The organism is Streptomyces sp. Go-475 (assembly GCF_003330845.1).
Taxonomy (GTDB): domain Bacteria; phylum Actinomycetota; class Actinomycetes; order Streptomycetales; family Streptomycetaceae; genus Streptomyces.
In genome coordinates, this window is sequence record NZ_CP026121.1 from 5,125,508 (window position 1) to 5,146,671 (window position 21,164).

A 21,164-nucleotide genomic window follows, 5' to 3' on the forward strand; every position below is an offset into this window, starting at 1 on the left:
GAGCATCGAGACAAGACCACGTCTGACCAGGCCTTTCGGCCCTGTCGGCACAGCTTGTCTCCGTGTACGGGAGAGGGGCCGGTACGCGCGTAGTGAGTCCGAGCCCTCGGAAGGACCCCCTCTTGGCCGCCTCGCGCAACGCCTCGACCGCGAATACGAACAACGGCGCCAGCACCGCCCCGCTGCGCATCTCTTTTGCAAAGATCAAGGAGCCTCTCGAGGTTCCCAACCTGCTCGCGCTGCAGACCGAGAGCTTCGACTGGCTGCTCGGCAACACGGCCTGGCAGAGTCGGGTCGAGGAGGCTCTGGAGAACGGTCAGGACGTCCCCACCAAGTCCGGGCTCGAGGAGATCTTCGAGGAGATCTCCCCGATCGAGGACTTCAGCGGGTCGATGTCCCTGACGTTCCGGGACCACCGCTTCGAGCCGCCGAAGAACTCGATCGACGAGTGCAAGGAGCGCGACTTCACGTACGCGGCCCCGCTCTTCGTCACGGCCGAGTTCACCAACAACGAGACCGGCGAGATCAAGTCCCAGACGGTCTTCATGGGCGACTTCCCGCTCATGACGAACAAGGGCACCTTCGTCATCAACGGCACCGAGCGTGTCGTGGTGTCGCAGCTGGTCCGTTCCCCCGGTGTCTACTTCGACTCCTCCATCGACAAGACGTCCGACAAGGACATCTTCTCCGCCAAGATCATCCCGTCCCGGGGTGCCTGGCTGGAGATGGAGATCGACAAGCGCGACATGGTCGGTGTGCGCATCGACCGCAAGCGCAAGCAGTCCGTCACCGTCCTGCTCAAGGCGCTCGGCTGGACCACCGAGCAGATCCTCGAGGAGTTCGGCGAGTACGAGTCCATGCGCGCCACCCTGGAGAAGGACCACACCCAGGGCCAGGACGACGCGCTGCTCGACATCTACCGCAAGCTGCGTCCGGGCGAGCCCCCCACGCGTGAGGCCGCGCAGACGCTGCTCGAGAACCTGTACTTCAACCCCAAGCGCTACGACCTGGCCAAGGTCGGCCGCTACAAGGTCAACAAGAAGCTGGGCACGGACACCCCGCTGGACGCCGGGATCCTGACCGTCGAGGACATCATCGCGACGATCAAGTACCTGGTGAAGCTGCACGCCGGCGAGACCGAGACGGTCGGTGACAACGGCACCTCCGTCGTCGTCGAGACCGACGACATCGACCACTTCGGCAACCGCCGTCTGCGCAGCGTCGGCGAGCTCATCCAGAACCAGGTCCGTACGGGTCTGGCGCGTATGGAGCGTGTCGTCCGCGAGCGGATGACGACCCAGGACGTCGAGGCGATCACGCCGCAGACCCTGATCAACATCCGGCCGGTCGTCGCCTCCATCAAGGAGTTCTTCGGCACCAGCCAGCTGTCCCAGTTCATGGACCAGAACAACCCGCTGTCGGGTCTGACGCACAAGCGGCGTCTGTCCGCGCTCGGCCCGGGTGGTCTGTCCCGTGAGCGGGCCGGCTTCGAGGTCCGTGACGTGCACCCCTCGCACTACGGCCGCATGTGCCCGATCGAGACCCCTGAAGGCCCGAACATCGGTCTGATCGGCTCGCTCGCCACCTACGGCCGCGTGAACGCGTTCGGTTTCGTCGAGACCCCGTACCGCAAGGTGTTCGAGGGCCAGGTCACCGACCAGGTCGACTACCTCACGGCCGACGAGGAGGACCGCTTCGTCATCGCGCAGGCCAACGCGCCGCTGACGGACGACCTCCGCTTCGCCGAGGCCCGCGTGCTGGTCCGCCGCAAGGGCGGCGAGGTCGACTACGTCGGCCCCGAGGACGTGGACTACATGGACGTCTCGCCGCGCCAGATGGTGTCGGTCGCGACCGCCATGATCCCCTTCCTGGAGCACGACGACGCCAACCGTGCCCTCATGGGCGCGAACATGATGCGTCAGGCCGTGCCGCTGATTAAGTCCGAGTCCCCGCTCGTCGGCACCGGCATGGAGTACCGCTCCGCGGTCGACGCCGGCGACGTGGTCAAGGCCGAGAAGCCCGGTGTGGTCCAGGAGGTCTCCGCGGACTACATCACCACCGCCAACGACGACGGCACGTACATCACGTACCGCCTGGCCAAGTTCGCCCGCTCCAACCAGGGCACCTCGGTCAACCAGAAGGTCATCGTCAACGAGGGCGACCGGATCATCGAGGGCCAGGTCCTGGCCGACGGTCCGGCCACCCAGAACGGCGAGATGGCGCTGGGCAAGAACCTGCTCGTGGCGTTCATGCCGTGGGAGGGTCACAACTACGAGGACGCGATCATCCTGTCGCAGCGCCTCGTGCAGGACGACGTCCTCTCCTCGATCCACATCGAGGAGCACGAGGTCGACGCCCGTGACACCAAGCTCGGCCCCGAGGAGATCACCCGGGACATCCCGAACGTCTCCGAGGAGGTCCTCGCCGACCTCGACGAGCGCGGCATCATCCGCATCGGTGCCGAGGTCATCGCCGGTGACATCCTCGTCGGCAAGGTGACCCCCAAGGGTGAGACCGAGCTGACCCCCGAGGAGCGCCTGCTGCGCGCGATCTTCGGTGAGAAGGCCCGTGAGGTCCGTGACACCTCGCTGAAGGTGCCGCACGGCGAGACCGGCAAGGTCATCGGCGTCCGCGTCTTCGACCGCGAGGAGGGCGACGAGCTTCCCCCCGGTGTGAACCAGCTGGTGCGCGTCTACGTCGCGCAGAAGCGCAAGATCACCGACGGTGACAAGCTTGCCGGCCGCCACGGCAACAAGGGCGTCATCTCGAAGATCCTGCCGATCGAGGACATGCCGTTCCTGGAGGACGGCACCCCGGTCGACATCATCCTCAACCCGCTGGGTGTGCCGTCCCGAATGAACCCGGGACAGGTGCTGGAGATCCACCTCGGCTGGCTCGCCAGCCAGGGCTGGGACGTCTCCGGTCTGGCGGACGACTGGGCGCAGCGCCTGCAGGCGATCGACGCCGACCAGGTCCCGCCGCGGACCAACGTCGCGACGCCGGTCTTCGACGGTGCCCGCGAGGACGAGCTGGCCGGTCTGCTGAACCACACCATCCCGAACCGCGACGGCGAGCGCATGGTGCTCCCGTCCGGCAAGGCCCGGCTGTTCGACGGCCGCTCCGGTGAGCCGTTCCCGGACCCGATCTCGGTCGGGTACATGTACATCCTCAAGCTGCACCACCTGGTCGACGACAAGCTGCACGCCCGCTCGACCGGCCCGTACTCCATGATCACCCAGCAGCCGCTGGGTGGTAAGGCCCAGTTCGGTGGCCAGCGCTTCGGTGAGATGGAGGTGTGGGCGCTGGAGGCGTACGGCGCCGCTTACGCCCTCCAGGAGCTGCTGACCATCAAGTCCGACGACGTCACCGGCCGCGTGAAGGTCTACGAGGCCATCGTCAAGGGCGAGAACATCCCCGAGCCCGGCATCCCCGAGTCCTTCAAGGTGCTCATCAAGGAGATGCAGTCTCTCTGCCTGAACGTGGAGGTGCTGTCCAGCGACGGTATGTCCATCGAGATGCGTGACACCGACGAGGACGTCTTCCGCGCTGCGGAGGAGCTCGGCATCGACCTGTCCCGGCGCGAGCCGAGCAGCGTCGAAGAGGTCTGACGGGAGTTCGGCGGACCTTGGGAAACCCAAGGTCCGCCGGCCCCAGGACCCCCGTTTCAGACCACAGACTTACAACCCTGAGAGGGATTGACGCATAGTGCTCGACGTCAACTTCTTCGACGAGCTCCGGATCGGTCTGGCTACCGCTGACGACATCCGTCAGTGGAGCCACGGCGAGGTCAAGAAGCCCGAGACCATCAACTACCGCACGCTCAAGCCCGAGAAGGACGGACTCTTCTGCGAGAAGATCTTCGGTCCGACCCGGGACTGGGAGTGCTACTGCGGCAAGTACAAGCGCGTCCGCTTCAAGGGCATCATCTGTGAGCGCTGCGGCGTCGAGGTGACTCGCGCCAAGGTGCGCCGTGAGCGGATGGGCCACATCGAGCTGGCCGCTCCCGTCACGCACATCTGGTACTTCAAGGGCGTTCCCTCGCGTCTGGGCTACCTGCTCGACCTCGCCCCGAAGGACCTGGAGAAGGTCATCTACTTCGCGGCGTACATGATCACGTACGTCGACGAGGAGCGCCGCACCCGCGACCTGCCCTCGCTGGAGGCCCACGTCTCCGTCGAGCGCCAGCAGATCGAGCAGCGCCGCGACGCCGACCTGGAGGCCCGCGCCAAGAAGCTCGAGACCGACCTGGCCGAGCTGGAGGCCGAGGGCGCCAAGGCCGACGTGCGCCGCAAGGTGCGCGAGGGTGCCGAGCGCGAGATGAAGCAGCTGCGCGACCGCGCGCAGCGCGAGATCGACCGTCTCGACGAGGTGTGGAACCGCTTCAAGAACCTCAAGGTCCAGGACCTGGAGGGCGACGAGCTGCTCTACCGCGAGCTGCGTGACCGCTTCGGCACGTACTTCGACGGCTCGATGGGTGCCGCGGCGCTGCAGAAGCGCCTGGAGTCCTTCGACCTCGACGAGGAGGCCGAGAAGCTCCGCGAGATCATCCGCACCGGCAAGGGCCAGAAGAAGACCCGTGCGCTCAAGCGCCTGAAGGTCGTCTCGGCGTTCCTGCAGACCAGCAACAGCCCGAAGGGCATGGTGCTCGACTGCGTGCCGGTCATCCCGCCGGACCTGCGTCCGATGGTGCAGCTGGACGGTGGCCGCTTCGCGACCTCCGACCTGAACGACCTGTACCGCCGTGTGATCAACCGCAACAACCGTCTGAAGCGCCTGCTGGACCTGGGTGCTCCGGAGATCATCGTCAACAACGAGAAGCGCATGCTTCAGGAGGCTGTTGACGCCCTCTTCGACAACGGTCGTCGTGGTCGCCCGGTCACCGGTCCGGGTAACCGCCCGCTGAAGTCCCTCAGCGACATGCTGAAGGGTAAGCAGGGTCGCTTCCGTCAGAACCTGCTCGGTAAGCGTGTGGACTACTCCGCGCGTTCCGTGATCGTCGTCGGTCCGCAGCTGAAGCTGCACCAGTGCGGTCTGCCGAAGGCGATGGCGCTGGAGCTCTTCAAGCCGTTCGTGATGAAGCGTCTGGTCGACCTGAACCACGCGCAGAACATCAAGAGCGCCAAGCGCATGGTCGAGCGCGGCCGCACGGTCGTGTACGACGTGCTGGAAGAGGTCATCGCGGAGCACCCGGTTCTGCTGAACCGTGCGCCCACGCTGCACCGCCTCGGCATCCAGGCCTTCGAGCCGCAGCTGGTCGAGGGCAAGGCCATCCAGATCCACCCGCTCGTCTGCACCGCGTTCAACGCGGACTTCGACGGTGACCAGATGGCCGTCCACCTGCCGCTCTCCGCGGAGGCGCAGGCCGAGGCCCGCATCCTGATGCTGTCCTCGAACAACATCCTCAAGCCCGCCGACGGCCGTCCGGTGACGATGCCGACCCAGGACATGGTCCTCGGTCTGTTCTTCCTCACCACCGACGGCGAGATGCGCGAGCTGAAGGGCGAGGGCCGTTCCTTCGCCTCGGTCGCCGAGGCGATCATGGCCTTCGACGCGGGCGAGCTGTCGCTCCAGTCGCGGATCGACGTCCGCTTCCCGGTCGGCACCATCCCGCCGCGCGGCTGGACCCCGCCGGCGCGCGAGGAGGGCGAGCCCGAGTGGCAGCAGGGTGACAGCTTCCGGCTGAACACCACGCTGGGCCGCGCGCTCTTCAACGAGCTGCTGCCCGAGGACTACCCGTTCGTCGACTACGAGGTCGGCAAGAAGCAGCTCTCCGAGATCGTCAACGACCTCGCCGAGCGCTACCCGAAGGTCATCGTGGCGGCGACGCTCGACAACCTGAAGGCGGCCGGCTTCTACTGGGCCACCCGCTCCGGCGTCACCGTCGCCATCTCCGACGTCGTCGTTCCCGAGGCGAAGAAGGAGATCGTCCGCGGGTACGAGGCGCAGGACGAGAAGGTCCAGAAGCAGTACGAGCGCGGTCTGATCACCAAGGACGAGCGCACGCAGGAACTCATCGCGATCTGGACCAAGGCGACCAACGAGGTCGCCGAGGCGATGAACGACAACTTCCCGAAGACCAACCCGATCTTCATGATGGTGAACTCGGGTGCACGAGGCAACATGATGCAGATGCGTCAGATCGCCGGTATGCGTGGTCTGGTGTCGAACGCGAAGAACGAGACGATCCCGCGTCCGATCAAGGCGTCCTTCCGTGAGGGCCTGTCCGTGCTGGAGTACTTCATCTCCACGCACGGTGCCCGTAAGGGTCTGGCGGACACCGCTCTGCGTACCGCCGACTCGGGTTACCTCACGCGTCGTCTGGTCGACGTCTCCCAGGACGTCATCATTCGCGAGGAGGACTGCGGCACCGAGCGCGGTCTGCGTCTGAAGATCGCCGACCGGAACGCCGAGGGCGCGCTGATCAAGACGGAGAACGTCGAGACCTCCGTGTACGCGCGCTGCCTCGCCGAGGACATCGTCGTGGACGGGCAGGTGCTGGCCCCGGCCGGTACCGACCTGGGCGACGTCCTCATCGAGGAGCTCGTGCAGCGCGGCGTCGAGGAGGTCAAGACCCGCTCGGTCCTGACCTGCGAGTCCGCCGTCGGCACCTGCGCGATGTGCTACGGCCGTTCGCTGGCCACCGGCAAGCTGGTCGACATCGGTGAGGCGGTCGGCATCATCGCCGCCCAGTCCATCGGTGAGCCCGGTACCCAGCTGACGATGCGTACCTTCCACACCGGTGGTGTGGCCGGTGACGACATCACCCAGGGTCTGCCGCGTGTCGTCGAGCTCTTCGAGGCCCGTACCCCGAAGGGTGTCGCCCCGATCTCCGAGGCCTCCGGCCGCGTGCGGATCGAGGAGACCGAGAAGACCAAGAAGATCGTCATCACGCCGGACGACGGCAGCGACGAGACGGCGTACCCGATCTCGAAGCGCGCCCGACTCCTGGTCAGCGAGGGCGAGCACGTCGAGGTGGGCCAGAAGCTCACCGTGGGTGCCACCAACCCGCACGACGTGCTGCGCATCCTGGGCCAGCGTGCCGTCCAGGTCCACCTGGTCGGCGAGGTCCAGAAGGTGTACAACTCGCAGGGTGTGTCGATCCACGACAAGCACATCGAGATCATCATCCGGCAGATGCTGCGCCGCGTGACGATCATCGAGTCCGGCGACGCCGAGCTGCTGCCCGGCGAGCTGGTCGAGCGCTCGAAGTTCGAGCACGAGAACCGTCGTGTGGTCCAGGAGGGCGGTCACCCGGCCTCCGGTCGTCCGCAGCTCATGGGTATCACCAAGGCCTCGCTGGCCACGGAGTCCTGGCTGTCGGCCGCCTCCTTCCAGGAGACGACCCGAGTCCTGACGGACGCGGCGATCAACGCCAAGTCCGACAGCCTCATCGGCCTCAAGGAGAACGTCATCATCGGTAAGCTCATCCCGGCCGGTACGGGTCTGTCCCGCTACCGCAACATCCGGGTCGAGCCGACCGAGGAGGCCAAGGCCGCGATGTACTCGGCCGTCGGCTACGACGACATCGACTACTCGCCGTTCGGCACGGGCTCCGGCCAGGCCGTTCCGCTGGAGGACTACGACTACGGTCCGTACAACCAGTAAGCGAGTCGCTTGATCCGAGGGCGGTCATCCTGCGGGGTGACCGCCCTTCGGCGTTTCTCGGAACCCTCAAACGGTTCCCATGTAGTTTTCAATCAGTTCGACATCTTCTCGATCCTTGGGGCGATCGGACCTTCTCTTCCACTCAAGTACATCGACGAGCGGGCAGAAAGGAATTCCGTCTATCAGCTCCGCCGAACCGATCAAGGTGTCTGCATCCTGTGTCCCCGGGAGCCATCGATCGAAGATTTCGATGTGGCCACCGAAGAGCACCACCATCAAACCGTGCCCAGAAGGGGGAACCGTCGCTTCCCCCATGCTGAGTGCGATCTTCCAGGCATCATTTCTTGCAACGATGTCGAGATCGCCGATGTCTTGGCGAAGGCCGTGTGCGAGCAGAGGCCCACTGCCGGCGACTACATAGTCGATCGACGGCAGGCCCAGAGAAATTAGTTCCCGAATGAATGGGTGCTGCCTGATTTCCAAAGAATCCCCTAGAGTATCGGCAGCCCAACTGCCGCGCGTGCAGCGATGCTCATGGCCAAGGCCGCGATGACGCTGGCCAGCGTACCGACGAGGAAGTACTTGGATGCGTGGTTGACGTGATCGACCGGAGCACGCGCCAACGCCTTGGCCGCCAGCACCAGCGCCGCGGCATCTGGCTGGCCTGCGGCCAGGAAGGCGAAGAGGAGGCCCCGTTCGATGAGGCCGATGACTCTGCCGCCGCTGCGGATCAGTGCCAGAGCGGAGTCTCTGTTCTGGCCGTCCGGGAGGGCGTAGACCTCCTCGACTACCGGGTCGGTGGCCTTCTTGACCAATGCGCCTCCGCCGAATACGGCGATCAGCAAGGCGGACGACATCACGGCCAGCGTGTCATTGTGCAACAAGTCGCTTCCGATTGAAGCGAGCTTGCTCCAGGCAGTCCACAGGCCGACAATAATCGCAAGCGTTATGGAAAGGTATCCCGCGCGTTTGCTGGCGCTGATAGGCGCTGGGAAAAGCGGAGTCTTTATGGAGAATCCCGCGGCGGGTATGGAGGAGTTGCGGGACAGTAGGATGCAACCGATTGCCAGAAATGTGACGGCCGTCAACGCGCACCATGGTCTGGCTTCCCGCACGTATGGGGCGATCGTGTAACTGCCGTACACGACTGTGGAGCAAACTGTCATTCCGGGGCGAGTCGAGAACCACTTGCGCTCCCAGGACACGACCAGTGGTGCTGCCAGGCCGAACAGAACACGCGCCGCCTCCAAAAGTTTCCCCCACTAGCTTTTGAGGTGACCGAGTAAGTCCGGTGAGATGCTAGCGCTGGTCCGCAGGAGGGGACGGAAGGTAATCAGCCATGATTCGCCCGGCCTGCCGTCACGGATCGGGGCGCGGTACGGGCATCTTTGCCAGGTGTGGCGCATCATGGAAGGACTCCGGTCCCGGGGAGGTGCTCCGTGTCGCAGCCGCCCTATCCGTCCTGGCAGCCCTGGCAGGGGTCCAGGGTGCCGTCGATGCTCGCCTCGCACGCCGATCGGGAGCGGGCCGTGGACGTGCTCAGAGCGGGGTACGGCGAGGGGCGGATGGAGCACGGGGAGTTCGAGAAGCGGGTGGCGCGGGCGTATGCCGCGCGGACCGTGGGGGAGCTGGCGCTGCTCGTCGCCGATCTGCCGCAGGGGCCGGTGCCGCAGTCGGTGCCTACCGTGTCCGTGCCGCCGGCGTTCCTGCCGGTGCCGCGGGCGCAGACGAACGGGAAAGCGGTCGCCGCCGCGGTGTGCGGGCTGCTGTGTGTGCCGAGCATGGGGCTGACCGGGATCCCGGCCGTCGTCCTGGGGCATGTGGCGCGGGCCGAGATCCGCAGCCGCGGGGAGCTGGGGGACGGCCTCGCGCTGACCGGACTGGTGCTCGGATGGTTGTCCACGGCAGGCTGGGCACTCGTCCTGGTGTTGCTCACCGTGGTGTCCGTCGCGGCTGGCTGACCGTGCGCAGCACTCACCTGCAAGGAATGTGTGCGAATCGGACAGCCACCACTGAATTGAAGATCGACAACGGCCGAGGGTCTTGACATGTCCCGCCTGGCGATGCGGGCGGCGCCCATTTGTTTTGACCGCAGCGAATGCGATAGGTACGCTCAGACCTTGTGCCTGGGGTGTGCCCTGGCTCTCGTGCGTGCCTTCAACCGCACGGCGAGCTGATACCGGCCACCGTAATCTGCGCTTAATTCTGCCTGGCGGCGGGAGTCCGCGGGATTCGACACACCCGACCGCGTGGGTCGGCGACGTTCCAGGTTAGCTGTACCCATCGGCACACAGAAACCGGAGAAGTAGTGCCTACGATCCAGCAGCTGGTCCGCAAGGGCCGGCAGGACAAGGTCGAGAAGAACAAGACGCCCGCACTCGAGGGTTCCCCTCAGCGTCGTGGCGTCTGCACGCGTGTGTTCACGACCACCCCGAAGAAGCCGAACTCGGCCCTCCGTAAGGTCGCGCGTGTGCGTCTGACCAGCGGCATCGAGGTCACGGCTTACATTCCGGGTGAGGGACACAACCTGCAGGAGCACTCCATCGTGCTCGTGCGCGGCGGCCGTGTGAAGGACCTGCCGGGTGTTCGCTACAAGATCATCCGCGGCTCCCTCGACACCCAGGGTGTCAAGAACCGCAAGCAGGCCCGCAGCCGTTACGGCGCCAAGAAGGAGAAGTAAGAATGCCTCGTAAGGGCCCCGCCCCGAAGCGTCCGGTCATCATCGACCCGGTCTACGGCTCTCCTCTGGTGACCTCCCTGATCAACAAGGTGCTGCTGAACGGCAAGCGCTCCACCGCCGAGCGCATCGTCTACGGCGCCATGGAGGGCCTGCGCGAGAAGACCGGCAACGACCCGGTCATCACGCTGAAGCGCGCTCTCGAGAACATCAAGCCGACCCTCGAGGTCAAGTCCCGCCGTGTCGGTGGTGCCACCTACCAGGTTCCGGTCGAGGTCAAGCCCGGCCGTGCCAACACCCTGGCGCTGCGCTGGCTCGTCGGTTACTCCCGCGCCCGTCGCGAGAAGACCATGACCGAGCGTCTGCTCAACGAGCTCCTCGACGCCAGCAACGGCCTGGGTGCCGCTGTGAAGAAGCGCGAGGACACGCACAAGATGGCCGAGTCCAACAAGGCCTTCGCGCACTACCGCTGGTAGTCGCAGACCCCATCGAGACCGAGAGAAGACTGAAGCCTTATGGCTACCACTTCGCTTGACCTGGCCAGGGTCCGCAACATCGGGATCATGGCCCACATCGACGCGGGCAAGACGACCACCACCGAGCGGATCCTGTTCTACACCGGCGTTTCGTACAAGATCGGTGAGGTCCACGACGGCGCTGCCACCATGGACTGGATGGAGCAGGAGCAGGAGCGTGGCATCACGATCACCTCTGCTGCCACCACCTGTCACTGGCCGCTCGAGGGCGACGACTACACCATCAACATCATCGACACGCCGGGGCACGTCGACTTCACCGTCGAGGTGGAGCGCTCCCTGCGCGTGCTCGACGGTGCCGTGACGGTGTTCGACGGTGTCGCCGGTGTCGAGCCGCAGTCCGAGACGGTGTGGCGTCAGGCCGACCGTTACGGCGTGCCGCGCATCTGCTTCGTCAACAAGCTGGACCGTACCGGTGCCGAGTTCCACCGCTGCGTGGACATGATCTCGGACCGCCTGGGCGCGCAGCCGCTGGTCATGCAGCTGCCGATCGGCGCGGAGGCGGACTTCAAGGGCGTCATCGACCTCGTGACGATGAAGGCCCTGGTCTGGTCGGCCGAGGCGACCAAGGGCGAGATGTACGACACCGTCGACATCCCGGACACCCACGTCGAGGCTGCCGAGGAGTACCGCGGCAAGCTGCTCGAGGCCGTCGCCGAGAACGACGAAGAGCTGATGGAGCTGTACCTGGAGGGCACCGAGCCCACCGTGGAGCAGCTGTACGCCGCGATCCGTCGCATCACCATCGCGTCCGGCAAGGGCGGCGGCACCACCGTCACCCCCGTGTTCTGCGGCACCGCGTTCAAGAACAAGGGCGTCCAGCCCCTGCTCGACGCGGTCGTGCGCTACCTGCCCACCCCGCTCGACGTCGAGGCCATCGAGGGCCACGACGTCAAGGACCCGGAGCAGGTCATCGCGCGCAAGCCGTCGGACGAGGAGCCCCTCGCCGCGCTCGCGTTCAAGATCATGAGCGACCCGCACCTCGGCAAGCTCACCTTCGTCCGGGTCTACTCGGGCCGCCTGGAGTCGGGCACGCAGGTGCTCAACTCCGTCAAGGGCAAGAAGGAGCGCATCGGCAAGATCTACCGCATGCACGCCAACAAGCGTGAGGAGATCGAGTCGGTGGGCGCCGGCGACATCGTCGCCGTCATGGGCCTGAAGCAGACCACCACCGGTGAGACGCTGTCCGACGACAAGAACCCGGTGATCCTGGAGTCCATGGACTTCCCGGCGCCGGTCATCCAGGTCGCCATCGAGCCCAAGTCGAAGGGCGACCAGGAGAAGCTGGGCGTCGCGATCCAGCGCCTGGCCGAGGAGGACCCGTCCTTCCAGGTCCACTCGGACGAGGAGACCGGCCAGACCATCATCGGCGGTATGGGCGAGCTGCACCTCGAGGTGCTGGTCGACCGCATGCGCCGTGAGTTCAAGGTCGAGGCCAACGTCGGCAAGCCGCAGGTCGCCTACCGCGAGACGATCCGCAAGGCCGTCGAGAAGGTCGAGTTCACCCACAAGAAGCAGACGGGTGGTACCGGCCAGTTCGCCCGCGTCATCATCGCGATCGAGCCGATCGAGGGCGGCGACGCCTCGTACGAGTTCATCAACAAGGTGACCGGTGGCCGTGTGCCGAAGGAGTACATCCCTTCGGTGGACGCCGGTGCGCAGGAGGCCATGCAGTTCGGCATCCTCGCCGGTTACGAGATGACCGGTGTCCGCGTGACGCTGCTCGACGGTGCCTACCACGAGGTCGACTCCTCCGAGCTCGCGTTCAAGATCGCCGGTTCGCAGGCCTTCAAGGAGGCCGCGCGCAAGGCCAGCCCCGTGCTGCTCGAGCCGATGATGGCCGTCGAGGTCACCACGCCCGAGGACTACATGGGTGAGGTCATCGGCGACATCAACTCCCGCCGTGGTCAGATCCAGGCCATGGAGGAGCGGGCCGGTGCCCGCGTCGTGAAGGGCCTCGTGCCCCTTTCGGAGATGTTCGGCTACGTCGGCGACCTGCGCAGCAAGACGTCCGGCCGTGCGAGCTACTCCATGCAGTTCGACTCCTACGCCGAGGTTCCCCGGAACGTCGCCGAGGAGATCATCGCGAAGGCCAAGGGCGAGTAACGCACCGCGTCTACACGCCGTAGGCTTGACTCCGGAGCCTTGAGGGGCATTCCGCCGCAATCGTGGTGAGAGTGCCCCAGGGGCCCGGGCTTTCCAGCAAAGATCACCTGGCGCCGATGAGTAAGGCGTACCAGAACCACTCCACAGGAGGACCCCAGTGGCGAAGGCGAAGTTCGAGCGGACTAAGCCGCACGTCAACATCGGCACCATCGGTCACATCGACCACGGTAAGACGACCCTCACGGCCGCCATTACCAAGGTGCTGCACGACGCGTACCCGGACCTGAACGAGGCCTCGGCCTTCGACCAGATCGACAAGGCTCCTGAGGAGCGCCAGCGCGGTATCACCATCTCCATCGCGCACGTCGAGTACCAGACCGAGACGCGTCACTACGCCCACGTCGACTGCCCCGGTCACGCGGACTACATCAAGAACATGATCACGGGTGCGGCGCAGATGGACGGCGCCATCCTCGTGGTCGCCGCCACCGACGGCCCGATGCCGCAGACCAAGGAGCACGTGCTCCTGGCCCGCCAGGTCGGCGTTCCGTACATCGTCGTCGCCCTGAACAAGGCCGACATGGTGGACGACGAGGAGATCCTGGAGCTCGTCGAGCTCGAGGTCCGTGAGCTCCTCTCCGAGTACGAGTTCCCGGGCGACGACGTTCCCGTCGTCAAGGTCTCCGCTCTGAAGGCCCTCGAGGGCGACAAGGAGTGGGGCAACTCCGTCCTCGAGCTCATGAACGCCGTCGACACCGCCATCCCGGAGCCGGAGCGCGACGTCGACAAGCCGTTCCTCATGCCGATCGAGGACGTCTTCACGATCACCGGTCGCGGTACGGTCGTCACCGGCCGTATCGAGCGTGGTGTCCTGAAGGTCAACGAGACCGTCGACATCATCGGCATCAAGCCGGAGAAGACCACCACCACGGTCACCGGCATCGAGATGTTCCGCAAGCTGCTCGACGAGGGCCAGGCCGGTGAGAACGTCGGTCTGCTGCTCCGTGGCATCAAGCGCGAGGACGTCGAGCGCGGCCAGGTCATCATCAAGCCGGGCTCGGTCACCCCGCACACGGAGTTCGAGGCGCAGGCCTACATCCTGTCCAAGGACGAGGGTGGCCGCCACACGCCGTTCTTCAACAACTACCGCCCGCAGTTCTACTTCCGTACGACGGACGTGACCGGCGTGGTGACCCTCCCCGAGGGCACCGAGATGGTCATGCCGGGTGACAACACCGAGATGAAGGTGGAGCTCATCCAGCCCGTCGCCATGGAGGAGGGCCTGAAGTTCGCCATCCGTGAGGGTGGCCGGACCGTGGGCGCCGGCCAGGTCACCAAGATCAACAAGTGAGTCTTCGGACTGGCTTGAGGGTCCACTGACCTGAGTGGCTCGAAGGGGCCCGTACGACTTCGGTCGTGCGGGCCCCTTTGCCGTGTCCGGGTACGGGCTCAGTGCGGTGGGGCGTCGCCGCTCGCGTTTAGGGGCAGGCCGTCTAAGCGGCCTCCAGGGGATGTGATCGGCAATCGCGGCAGTGGCCGGGGGCTGGTGCGCGGAAGGCCCGGTCGCAGCCGTCACAGGTCTGAAGCGGGTGCCGGGTGGCCGGCGGTGGCGCGGGGGCGCGGAACGGGGGCGGGGGCGGTAGCTGGGCCGTGAGGCGGTGGGCCAGGAGGGCGGCCGGGCGGTGCAGGGCCCCGGGCGGGAGGTCGGTGGTCAGGGCGCGGCGTACGGCGGCGGGGGAGACGTCGCGTTCGAGCCAGGCGGCGACGCCGGGGGCGAGGTGGGCGACGTCGTGGGAGGAAAGAAGGAGGCGAGCGTCGTCGCGGCGGAGGCATGCGAGGAGGTCCGTGGCCTGCCGGAGCAGGACGGGGGAGAGGCAGGCCGGGTGCGGCACGGCGGGGAGGCGCTTGCCGCCGGGCGGCCTCGTCCGTTTCTGGGGGGCCGGGCGGGAGGCGTCGGCACCGCTGTGACCTGGCTGGTTGCAGGAGATCGTGCGGGTGACGATCCGGCCGCCGGGGACGCGTTCGCGTACGCGCCGCAGGTAGCCGTGGGCCTCCAGCTCGCGCAGGGCGGCGGCGATACGGGTCGTGCCCTCCGGGAAGCGGGCGGCGAGGGACTTGATGTCGACCTGGGCGCCCGCGGGGAGCGACTGGATGTGCACGCCCAGTCCGATCGCGAGCAGCGACAGCTCCGCGTGCTGGGCGAGGTGGTTGCCGATCACCGTGAAGCGGGTGGTGTGGCGGGTGTTGTCGTGAACCAGGCCGGTGTGGGGGTGCCGGTTCGGGTGCTTCTTCCCGGCAACCCGGGCGTGGGCGTGCGAGGGCGCGCTAGGGTTCTGCGTATCCATCAGGAAGGGGCTTTCTTCCTCGGTGGTCAGGCCCTCGCACTGGGATTGCCGTCCCGGCGGGGGCCGTCGCATGTCTGCGGTTGTGTTGCGCTGAGCGTAGGGCAGGCAAGGGCCCCGGAATCCAGCCGAGTTGGCGATGTTCACCCGCGCGAGTGAGGCGGCGGCCTGGGCGGGAGGGGTGGGGTTTGGTGGGGTTCTTTCCTCCTCGTGGTCCTTGAGGGAGACCGCTCGCGGCACCGGAGCGTGAGGTGTTGGATCCCGGTGCTTCGGCCGGCTTCGGATCGGCTCGGGGGCAGGCCACGACGAGGAACAGGCCGCGGCCTGACTCGGAATCCGGGGTGGGGCGTCGGAGCGTCGGCAGTCGGTCGTCGCAGGTGTCCGTGACCTCGATGCGGAGGGTGTCGGCGACGACGTGGAGAAGCCGGCGGAAGTCGCGCCCCGGGATGCGGCCGGGGGTTGCGGCGTTGGCCGACAACTCCGCGACGAGCTGCGCCGCCGGGTCCAACGGCAGGCCCCAGGAGCGCAGTTGTTCGGTGGCCAGGAGGCGGGCCAGGCGGGCGCCGCGTGGGGTGGGGGACAGCTGGAGGTCCAGTGGTGTCCGGGCTGTCCGGGCCGGGCGTACGGGTAGGGCGCCCGAGGCATGGTCGTACGACGGAAGGGTGCGGGATGACGGCCGAGGCGGCGGAGACGGGGCGGCTCAAGGGCGAGGCGGACGACGAGTGGGGCGTCGCCGTCATCGCCACGGCCGGTCGGCAGCTGAAGCTGCGGCGCGAGGGGGTGGGGATACGGGCCGCCGAGTTCGGGGCGGCGGTGGGGTACGGGGAGGACCTGCCGGCAGGAGTACCTCGTCACGGCCGAACATCAACGGGCTGTTGCAGACCCCGGACCACGCACGGGCCCTGTTCGAGTCCTGGCAACCCGCCTGCTCGTCGGACGTCCTGGGAGAGAATGATCCGCAACGCTGAACCGGCGTGGTTCAAGAGCAGCGAGTGAACGGGGAGGCCGGTGCCATGGCCCGGTACAGCGAGACCCTGGTTTGACCTTCGTCACCCTCGGGGTATTCTCTCCGGCTCGATTGGCGTCGCCCCTGCCCCATATGGCAGACTGTCCGAGTTGCTCGGTCGAGTGTTGATGCTGCGCGCCTCCCGCCGGGAGGACCGGAAGCGAGTCCCACAGTACTCGTCGTCCTAACTGCCACCACGGCAGCACTGGGGCGGACGTACGGGAATCTTCCGGGAAGCGTCGGCGCGGCACCGGCCAGGCACCCGGTGGGCCTTCCGCCCCCGGCTCGCGGTACCGGAAGGGCCGTGTGCAATCCCGCAGGGATGTTCGAACAAGGGACATCTGTGTCAGCGGGAGCGCGACACGCCCGACCGCGTGGGTCGGAGGAACGAAGGCAGCAGAAGGAATCCACCGGGTTCCAGAGCGTAAGAGAGACAGGACTACTGAGTAGCCATGGCGGGACAGAAGATCCGCATCCGGCTCAAGGCCTACGACCACGAGGTCATCGACTCCTCGGCGAAGAAGATCGTCGAGACGGTGACCCGCACTGGTGCGTCGGTCGCGGGCCCGGTGCCGCTGCCCACTGAGAAGAACGTGTACTGCGTCATCAAGTCGCCGCACAAGTACAAGGACTCGCGCGAGCACTTCGAGATGCGGACGCACAAGCGCCTGATCGACATCCTCGACCCCACCCCCAAGACCGTTGACTCTCTGATGCGACTCGACCTCCCGGCCGGTGTCGACATCGAGATCAAGCTCTGAGGCCGGTGATCTGAGAGATGGCTAAGCAGATCAAGGGCATCCTGGGCGAGAAGCTCGGCATGACGCAGGTGTGGGACGCGAACAACCGCGTCGTCCCGGTCACCGTCGTCAAGGCCGGCCCCAACGTCGTCACCCAGGTCCGTACGAACGATGTCGACGGCTACGAGTCCGTCCAGATCGCTTTCGGCGAGATCGACCCGCGCAAGGTGAACAAGCCCCTCAAGGGCCACTTCGCCAAGGCCGACGTCACCCCCCGTCGTCACCTCGTCGAGATCCGCACCGCGGACGCCTCCGAGTACACGCTCGGCCAGGAGATCACCGCTGAGGTGTTCGAGGCCGGCGTGAAGGTCGACGTGACCGGCAAGAGCAAGGGCAAGGGCTTCGCCGGTGTCATGAAGCGCCACAACTTCCGTGGCCTCGGCGCCGGACACGGCACCCAGCGCAAGCACCGCTCCCCCGGTTCCATCGGTGGCTGCGCCACCCCGGGCCGTGTGTTCAAGGGCCTCCGCATGGCGGGTCGCATGGGCAACGAGCGGGTCACCACCCAGAACCTGACCGTCCACGCCGTTGACGCGGAGAAGGGTCTGCTGCTCATCAAGGGCGCGGTTCCCGGTCCGAACGGCGGCCTCGTCCTGGTCCGCACCGCGGCCAAGGGGGCCTGAGGTAATGAGCACTGTTGACATCCTTTCGCCGGCGGGCGACAAGGCCGGTTCCGTCGAGCTCCCCGCGGAGATCTTCGACGTCGAGAAGGTCAGCATCCCGCTGATCCACCAGGTCGTCGTCGCGCAGCTGGCCGCTGCCCGTCAGGGCACGCACAAGACCAAGACCCGTGGCGAGGTCCGCGGCGGTGGCAAGAAGCCGTACCGCCAGAAGGGCACCGGTCGCGCCCGTCAGGGTTCGACCCGCGCGCCGCAGTTCGCCGGTGGTGGCGTCGTGCACGGTCCCGTGCCGCGTGACTACTCGCAGCGGACCCCGAAGAAGATGAAGGCTGCCGCCCTGCGTCACGCCCTCACCGACCGGGCCCGCCACAACCGCATCCACGTCGTCTCCGGCGTCGTCGAGGGCGAGACCCCGTCGACGAAGGCCGCCAAGACGCTGTTCGGCAAGATCTCGGAGCGCAAGAACCTGCTCCTGGTCGTCGACCGCGCCGACGAGGCCGCGTGGCTGTCCGCCCGCAACCTGCCCCAGGTCCACATCCTGGAGCCGGGCCAGCTGAACACGTACGACGTTCTCGTCTCGGACGACGTGGTCTTCACCAAGGCCGCTTTCGAGTCCTTCGTGTCGGGCCCGAAGGCCAATGACACCGAAGGGAGCGAGGTCTGATGGCTATCCGTCACCCCGCAATCGCCTCCAAGGCGGCGAAGAAGGCCAAGGCCGCTCGCGTCGCCAAGGCGCGTCGCCACGCCGCCGAGGGCAAGAACACCGTCGAGACCCCGCTGAGCAAGTCCTTCACGGACCCCCGTGACGTGCTGCTCAAGCCGGTCGTCTCCGAGAAGAGCTACGCGCTGCTCGACGAGGGCAAGTACACCTTCGTCGTGGACCCGCGTGCCAACAAGACCCAGATCAAGGAGGCCGTCCAGTCGGTCTTCTCGGTCAAGGTCACCGGGGTCAACACGATCAACCGCCAGGGCAAGCGCAAGCGGACCCGCACCGGCTTCGGCCAGCGTGCGTCCACCAAGCGCGCGATCGTGACCCTCGCCGAGGGCGACCGTATCGACATCTTCGGCGGTCCGACCGCGTAAGCGGTCAGGATCGTCCGGAATCGGACGAGGACTGAGAAATGGGTATCCGCAAGTACAAGCCGACGACTCCTGGCCGTCGTGGTGCCAGCGTCGCCGACTTCGTCGAGGTCACGCGGTCCACGCCGGAGAAGTCGTTGGTCCGCCCCCTGCACAGCAAGGGTGGCCGTAACAACTCCGGTCGTGTGACCGTCCGCCACCAGGGTGGTGGCCACAAGCGCGCCTACCGCGTGATCGACTTCCGTCGTCACGACAAGGACGGCGTGCCGGCGAAGGTCGCGCACATCGAGTACGACCCCAACCGCACCGCGCGCATCGCGCTGCTGCACTACGCGGACGGCGAGAAGCGCTACATCCTCGCGCCGCGTGGCCTGTCGCAGGGCGACCGCGTCGAGAACGGTCCCGGGGCCGACATCAAGCCGGGCAACAACCTCGCCCTGCGCAACATCCCGGTCGGTACCACGCTGCACGCCATCGAGCTGCGTCCGGGCGGCGGCGCCAAGTTCGCCCGCTCCGCCGGCGCCTCGGTGCAGCTGCTCGCGAAGGAGGGCCAGATGGCCCACCTGCGCATGCCGTCCGGTGAGATCCGCCTGGTCGACGTCCGCTGCCGCGCCACTGTGGGCGAGGTCGGCAACGCCGAGCAGAGCAACATCAACTGGGGCAAGGCGGGCCGCAAGCGGTGGCTGGGCGTCCGCCCGACCGTCCGTGGTGTGGTCATGAACCCGGTCGACCACCCGCACGGTGGTGGTGAGGGCCGGACCTCCGGTGGTCGCCACCCTGTGTCCCCGTGGGGCAAGAAGGAAGGCCGTACTCGTTCGCCCAAGAAGGCGTCGAACAAGTACATCGTCCGCCGCCGCAAGACGAACAAGAAGCGCTAAGGACGGGTTGAGATGCCTCGTAGCTTGAAGAAGGGGCCCTTCGTCGACGACCACCTGATCAAGAAGGTGGACGCCCAGAACGAAGCCGGCACCAAGAACGTCATCAAGACCTGGTCCCGCCGCTCGATGATCGTCCCGGCGATGCTCGGCCACACGATCGCGGTGCACAACGGCAAGACCCACATCCCGGTGTTTGTCACCGAGTCGATGGTCGGCCACAAGCTCGGCGAGTTCTCGCCGACCCGCACTTTCCGGGGCCACGTCAAGGAAGACCGGAAGTCGAAGCGCCGCTAGTCAGCGGGGTGCGAATGACCATGACAAACATCGAAGGGACAACCATGGAAGCCAGGGCCCAGGCGCGGTACATCCGCGTCACGCCCATGAAGGCCCGCCGTGTGGTGGACCTCATCCGTGGCCTGAACGCCACGGAGGCTCAGGCGGTCCTGCGTTTCGCCCCGCAGGCCGCGAGCGTGCCGGTCGGCAAGGTGCTGGACAGCGCCATCGCCAACGCCGCGCACAACTACGACCACACCGATGTCGACAGCCTCTACATCTCCGAGGCCTACGTCGACGAGGGCCCGACCCTGAAGCGGTTCCGTCCGCGTGCCCAGGGCCGCGCCTACCGGATCCGCAAGCGGACCAGCCACATCACCGTGGTCGTCAGCAGCAAGGAAGGAACCCGGTAATGGGCCAGAAGGTAAACCCGCACGGGTTCCGGCTCGGTGTCACGACCGACTTCAAGTCGCGTTGGTACGCCGACAAGCTGTACAAGGACTACGTCAAGGAAGACGTCGCCATCCGTCGGATGATGACGTCCGGCATGGAGCGCGCCGGCATCTCCAAGGTCGAGATCGAGCGCACCCGTGACCGTGTGCGTGTGGACATCCACACCGCTCGTCCGGGCATCGTCATCGGCCGCCGTGGCGCCGAGGCCGACCGCATCCGCGGTGACCTCGAGAAGCTCACGGGCAAGCAGGTCCAGCTGAACATCCTCGAGGTCAAGAACCCCGAGACCGACGCTCAGCTCGTGGCCCAGGCCGTCGCCGAGCAGCTCTCCTCCCGCGTCTCCTTCCGCCGTGCCATGCGCAAGAGCATGCAGTCGGCGATGAAGGCCGGCGCCAAGGGCATCAAGATCCAGTGCGGTGGCCGCCTCGGTGGCGCCGAGATGTCCCGCTCGGAGTTCTACCGCGAGGGCCGCGTGCCCCTGCACACGCTCCGCGCGAACGTGGACTACGGCTTCTTCGAGGCCAAGACGACCTTCGGCCGCATCGGCGTGAAGGTCTGGATCTACAAGGGCGACGTCAAGAACATCGCCGAGGTCCGCGCCGAGAACGCCGCTGCCCGTGCGGGTAACCGCCCGGCCCGCGGCGGCAACGACCGCCCGGCCCGTGGTGGCCGCGGTGGCGAGCGGCGCGGTCGCAAGCCGCAGCAGGCCGCTGGTTCCGAGGCCCCCAAGGCCGAGGCTCCCGCGTCCGCCGCTCCGGCTGAGAGCACCGGAACGGAGGCCTGACCGA

General features: G+C 66.7%; 18 protein-coding genes and 2 pseudogenes. 16 read left to right on the forward strand and 4 right to left on the reverse strand.

The genetic code is table 11. The features are described 5' to 3' along the window. Nucleotides 1-122: 122 nt before the first annotated feature. Together rpoB and C1703_RS23740 are read left to right on the forward strand one after the other, a co-directional pair. Nucleotides 123-3,608, forward strand: coding sequence for a DNA-directed RNA polymerase subunit beta (gene rpoB / locus C1703_RS23735; protein WP_114254773.1), 3,486 nt, complete (start codon nt 123-125; stop codon nt 3,606-3,608). 97 nt (nt 3,609-3,705) lie between these two features. Next, nucleotides 3,706-7,605 carry a DNA-directed RNA polymerase subunit beta' gene (locus C1703_RS23740; protein ID WP_114254774.1) on the forward strand — a complete coding sequence of 1,300 codons (3,900 nt, stop codon included), beginning with the start codon at nt 3,706-3,708 and terminating at the stop codon, nt 7,603-7,605. Nucleotides 7,606-7,671: 66 nt separating this feature from the next. Here C1703_RS23740 and C1703_RS39030 read toward each other — a convergent pair whose 3' ends face one another. Continuing rightward, on the reverse strand, nt 7,672-8,088 hold the full coding sequence (locus C1703_RS39030) for a hypothetical protein (RefSeq protein ID WP_157993157.1): 417 nt from the start codon (nt 8,086-8,088) through the stop codon (nt 7,672-7,674). Between the two features lie 8 nt (nt 8,089-8,096). Further along, a complete protein-coding gene (locus C1703_RS39035) occupies nt 8,097-8,693 on the reverse strand; it encodes a hypothetical protein (protein WP_157993158.1) in 597 nt (198 codons plus the stop codon). A gap of 351 nt (nt 8,694-9,044) precedes the next feature. Here C1703_RS39035 and C1703_RS23750 point away from each other — a divergent pair, with 351 nt between their 5' ends. The 5 genes from C1703_RS23750 to tuf all read left to right on the forward strand — a co-directional run bounded on the left by C1703_RS23750 (nt 9,045) and on the right by tuf (nt 14,275). Next, nucleotides 9,045-9,566, forward strand: a complete 522-nt coding sequence (locus C1703_RS23750; RefSeq protein ID WP_114254776.1) for a DUF1707 and DUF4190 domain-containing protein — start codon at nt 9,045-9,047, stop codon at nt 9,564-9,566. 347 nt (nt 9,567-9,913) lie between these two features. Then, nucleotides 9,914-10,285 carry a 30S ribosomal protein S12 gene (gene rpsL / locus C1703_RS23755; protein ID WP_003948652.1) on the forward strand — a complete coding sequence of 124 codons (372 nt, stop codon included), beginning with the start codon at nt 9,914-9,916 and terminating at the stop codon, nt 10,283-10,285. A gap of 2 nt (nt 10,286-10,287) precedes the next feature. Next, a complete protein-coding gene (rpsG, locus tag C1703_RS23760) occupies nt 10,288-10,758 on the forward strand; it encodes a 30S ribosomal protein S7 (RefSeq protein ID WP_003998848.1) in 471 nt (156 codons plus the stop codon). A gap of 39 nt (nt 10,759-10,797) precedes the next feature. Then, nucleotides 10,798-12,924 carry an elongation factor G gene (gene fusA, locus C1703_RS23765; protein WP_114254777.1) on the forward strand — a complete coding sequence of 709 codons (2,127 nt, stop codon included), beginning with the start codon at nt 10,798-10,800 and terminating at the stop codon, nt 12,922-12,924. 157 nt (nt 12,925-13,081) lie between these two features. Beyond that, on the forward strand, nt 13,082-14,275 hold the full coding sequence (gene tuf / locus C1703_RS23770) for an elongation factor Tu (RefSeq protein WP_003992342.1): 1,194 nt from the start codon (nt 13,082-13,084) through the stop codon (nt 14,273-14,275). A 142-nt stretch (nt 14,276-14,417) separates the two neighbouring features. Here tuf and C1703_RS23775 read toward each other — a convergent pair whose 3' ends face one another. Both C1703_RS23775 and C1703_RS39840 read right to left on the reverse strand, forming a co-directional pair. Further along, nucleotides 14,418-15,269 (reverse strand): helix-turn-helix domain-containing protein, encoded by an 852-nt coding sequence (locus C1703_RS23775; protein ID WP_114254778.1) that lies wholly within the window; start codon nt 15,267-15,269, stop codon nt 14,418-14,420. Between the two features lie 295 nt (nt 15,270-15,564). Continuing rightward, nucleotides 15,565-15,861, reverse strand: a pseudogene (locus C1703_RS39840) (ATP-binding protein); the annotation flags it as partial. 74 nt (nt 15,862-15,935) lie between these two features. On the opposite strand from C1703_RS39840, the pseudogene C1703_RS40330 reads away from it, so the two are divergent. The 9 genes and pseudogenes from C1703_RS40330 to rpsC form a co-directional block, all read left to right on the forward strand. Further along, nucleotides 15,936-16,100: pseudogene (locus tag C1703_RS40330) on the forward strand (transcriptional regulator); the annotation flags it as partial. A gap of 624 nt (nt 16,101-16,724) precedes the next feature. Further along, entirely contained in the window at nt 16,725-17,033 is a 309-nt protein-coding gene (rpsJ, locus tag C1703_RS23790; protein WP_003948644.1) for a 30S ribosomal protein S10, read from the forward strand. Between the two features lie 17 nt (nt 17,034-17,050). Further along, nucleotides 17,051-17,695: a 50S ribosomal protein L3 gene (rplC, locus tag C1703_RS23795; protein ID WP_010036739.1), complete on the forward strand. Its 645-nt coding sequence runs from the start codon at nt 17,051-17,053 to the stop codon at nt 17,693-17,695. Nucleotides 17,696-17,699: 4 nt separating this feature from the next. Continuing rightward, nucleotides 17,700-18,356 carry a 50S ribosomal protein L4 gene (gene rplD / locus C1703_RS23800; protein WP_031118792.1) on the forward strand — a complete coding sequence of 219 codons (657 nt, stop codon included), beginning with the start codon at nt 17,700-17,702 and terminating at the stop codon, nt 18,354-18,356. Further along, nucleotides 18,356-18,775 (forward strand): 50S ribosomal protein L23, encoded by a 420-nt coding sequence (rplW, locus tag C1703_RS23805; RefSeq protein WP_031118791.1) that lies wholly within the window; start codon nt 18,356-18,358, stop codon nt 18,773-18,775. Before rplD ends, rplW begins: the two co-directional genes overlap by 1 nt. Before the next feature lie 38 nt (nt 18,776-18,813). After that, nucleotides 18,814-19,650, forward strand: coding sequence for a 50S ribosomal protein L2 (gene rplB, locus C1703_RS23810; protein WP_037669203.1), 837 nt, complete (start codon nt 18,814-18,816; stop codon nt 19,648-19,650). A 12-nt stretch (nt 19,651-19,662) separates the two neighbouring features. Continuing rightward, nucleotides 19,663-19,944 (forward strand): 30S ribosomal protein S19, encoded by a 282-nt coding sequence (gene rpsS, locus C1703_RS23815; RefSeq protein WP_004984529.1) that lies wholly within the window; start codon nt 19,663-19,665, stop codon nt 19,942-19,944. A 44-nt stretch (nt 19,945-19,988) separates the two neighbouring features. Further along, the gene (rplV, locus tag C1703_RS23820) at nt 19,989-20,336 is read left to right on the forward strand and encodes a 50S ribosomal protein L22 (RefSeq protein WP_010036727.1); all 348 of its coding nucleotides are present in this window, start codon (nt 19,989-19,991) and stop codon (nt 20,334-20,336) included. Beyond that, nucleotides 20,336-21,160 (forward strand): 30S ribosomal protein S3, encoded by an 825-nt coding sequence (rpsC, locus tag C1703_RS23825; protein ID WP_114254779.1) that lies wholly within the window; start codon nt 20,336-20,338, stop codon nt 21,158-21,160. Before rplV ends, rpsC begins: the two co-directional genes overlap by 1 nt. Nucleotides 21,161-21,164: the final 4 nt, after the last annotated feature.